2 protein-coding genes and 1 pseudogene are annotated in these 2,859 nt (G+C 66.3%); all 3 read left to right on the forward strand.

Features of this window, described 5'->3' with window-relative positions:
- A partial coding sequence (locus EOA60_RS26910; protein ID WP_164899561.1) for an LLM class flavin-dependent oxidoreductase occupies nucleotides 1-841 on the forward strand: 841 nt, incomplete at its 5' end.
- Nucleotides 842-863: 22 nt separating this feature from the next.
- A complete protein-coding gene (locus tag EOA60_RS26915) occupies nucleotides 864-2,336 on the forward strand; it encodes an aldehyde dehydrogenase (protein ID WP_128312172.1) in 1,473 nt (490 codons plus the stop codon).
- 65 nt (nucleotides 2,337-2,401) lie between these two features.
- Nucleotides 2,402-2,859, forward strand: a pseudogene (locus EOA60_RS26920) (ABC transporter substrate-binding protein); the annotation flags it as partial.

Here is a 2,859-nt window from a genome sequence, read left to right on the forward strand (position 1 = left end):
GACCAGCCGCATCCGCCTCGGCACCGGAACCATCATCGCGCCCTTCTGGCACCCGATCAAGCTTGCCGGCGAGGCGGCGATGACCGACGTGATTGCCGGCGGCCGGCTCGACATCGGCATCGCCCGGGGCGCCTACAGCTACGAATATCAGCGGGTCTTCCCCGGGCTCGATGCCTGGGGCGCCGGGCAGCGCATGCGCGAGATCATTCCGGCGATCCGGGGTCTCTGGGACGGCGACTACGAGCACTGCGGCGAATTCTGGCAGTTCCCGCCAACCACCTCCTCTCCCAAGCCGCTGCAAAAACCCTACCCGCCGATCTGGGTGGCGGCGCGCGATCCGAACTCGCACGACTTCGCTGTCGCCAACGGATGCAAGGTCCAAGTGACGCCACTGGCGTCCGGCGACGATGAGGTTGCAAGCCTGATGCAGCGGTTTAACGACGCCTGCGCCGCGCATCCCGAAATCCCGCGTCCGGAAATCATGCTCTTGATGCACACCTTCGTCGCCGAGGACGCCGCCGATGCCGATCGGCTGAGCCAGGATCTGTCGAACTTCTACTGCCAGTTCGGCGCCTGGTTCCAAAACAAGAAGCCGGTGCACCAGGGCATTTTGGAACCGCTGAGCGCCGAAGAGATCGCGGCCATGCCGCAATACGCGCCGGACAAGATGCGCCAGAACCTGGTGATCGGCGAGGCGCACGAGGTGGTCGCGCGGCTGAAAGCCTATGAGACGCTAGGCTTCGACCAGTACTCGATCTGGATCGACAGCGGCCTTTCGCACGAGCGCAAGAAGAAATCGCTGCAATTGTTCATCGACCGGGTGATGCCGGCCTTCATCTGATCGCGAACGAACGGGCAAGGCCATGACCGACGCCGCATTCAGGAACTTCATCGACGGCCGCTTCGACGAGCCGTCGGCCAGCTTCGACAGCATCGATCCGTCGACCGGCGCGCCATGGGCGAAGATGCCGGCGGCGAGCGAAGCCGATGTCGACCGCGCCGTCCAGGCCGCGCATCGTGCGCTGCGCACCGGGCCTTGGGCATCGATGACAGCAACCGCGCGGGGCAAACTGCTGGTCAGGCTCGGCGACCTCGTCGCCGCCAATGCGGGCCGCCTGGCCGAGTTGGAGACGCGCGACACCGGCAAGATCATCCGCGAGACGCGCGCCCAGATCGCCTATGTCGGCGACTATTACCGCTACTATGGCGGGCTCGCCGACCAGCATGAAGGCGCGCATGTGCCGCTCGACAAGGCCGATCTCGACGTCACCATCCGCCGCGAGCCGATCGGCGTGGTCGCCGCGGTGGTGCCGTGGAACTCGCAGCTCTTCCTCTCGGCGGTCAAGCTCGGCCCGGCGCTTGCCGCGGGCTGCACGGTGGTGCTCAAGGCCTCAGAAGACGGCCCGGCACCGCTGCTCGCCTTCGCCGAGTTGGTCAGCGAAGCCGGCTTTCCGGCCGGCGCCGTCAACATCCTCACGGGCTTCGGCCAGGAGTGCGGGCAGCGCCTGACCAGTCATCCGCTGGTCTCGCGCGTCGCTTTCACCGGCGGCCCGGCCACGGCGCGCGCCATCGTCAGGAACACGGCGGAAAACCTCGCGCACACGACGCTCGAGCCCGGCGGCAAGAGCCCGGTCGTCGTCTTCGCCGACGCCGACCTCGACAGCGCCGCCAATGCGGTCGTCGCCGGCATCTTTGCGGCGACCGGACAGAGCTGCGTCGCCGGTTCGCGCCTGCTGATCGAGCGTACCGTAAGACAAGAATTCCTCGGTCCGTTGAAGCGCAAGGCCGAAGCGATCCGCATCGGCGATCCTCAGGATCCGGCCACCGAGATGGGGCCGCTCGCGACCCTGCGCCAGCGCGACCGGATCGAGACCATCGTGGCCGAAAGCCTCGCCGCCGGGGGCACGCTGGTCACCGGCGGCAGGCGCCCCGACGCCGGCGCCGGCTTCTACTATGCGCCGACGATCATCGATGCCGGTGATAGCAACCTGCCCTGCGTACGCGAGGAATTGTTCGGGCCGGTGTTGAGCGTGCTCGCCTTCGACACCGAGGCCGAGGCATTGGCTCTAGCCAACGACACGCCCTTCGGTCTCGCCTCCGGCGTCTTCACCTCGAATCTCGGCAAGGCGCACCGCATGGCGCGCGACATCCGTGCCGGCGTCGTCTGGGTCAACACCTATCGCGCCGTGTCGCCGCTCGTTCCCTTCGGCGGCTACGGGTTGTCGGGTCTTGGCCGCGAAGGCGGGCTCGACGCCATCCGCGACTACACGCGCTCGAAATCGGTCTGGATCAAGACCTCGGACGAGCCGATTCCCGATCCCTTCGTCATGCGCTGAGAACGCATGCCGAGGGTGCAGCGACAAGAACAAGAAACGGAACAGAGAAATCAGAGGAGAATGACATGAGACTGATCTTAGCCGGCGTGCTCGCCGGACTGCTATCGGCAACCGCCGCCAAGGCCGACGAAATGGTATTCACCAGCTGGGGCGGCACCACGCAGGAAGCGCAGGCCAAGTCCTGGGCCGAGCCGTTCGCGGCGAGCTCCGGCATCAAGGTGCTGCAGGACGGCCCGACCGACTACGGCAAGCTGAAGGCCATGGTCGACGCCAAGAACGTCACCTGGGACGTGGTCGACGTGGAAATGGATTTCGCCATCAAGGCCGCCAAGGACGGGCTGCTCGAGCCGATCGACTTCGCCGCCGTGCCGAAGGCCGATCTCGACCCGCGCTTCAGCAACGAGCACGCCGTCGGCAGCTTCTACTATTCCTTCGTGCTGGCCTGGAACAAGGGCGCCGTTTCGGGTGAGCCGACAAGCTGGGCCGACATGTTCGACACCAAGAAGTTTCCCGGCAAACGGAC

The sequence above is a fragment of the Mesorhizobium sp. M1A.F.Ca.IN.020.06.1.1 genome, assembly GCF_004023265.1.
Classification (GTDB): domain Bacteria; phylum Pseudomonadota; class Alphaproteobacteria; order Rhizobiales; family Rhizobiaceae; genus Mesorhizobium.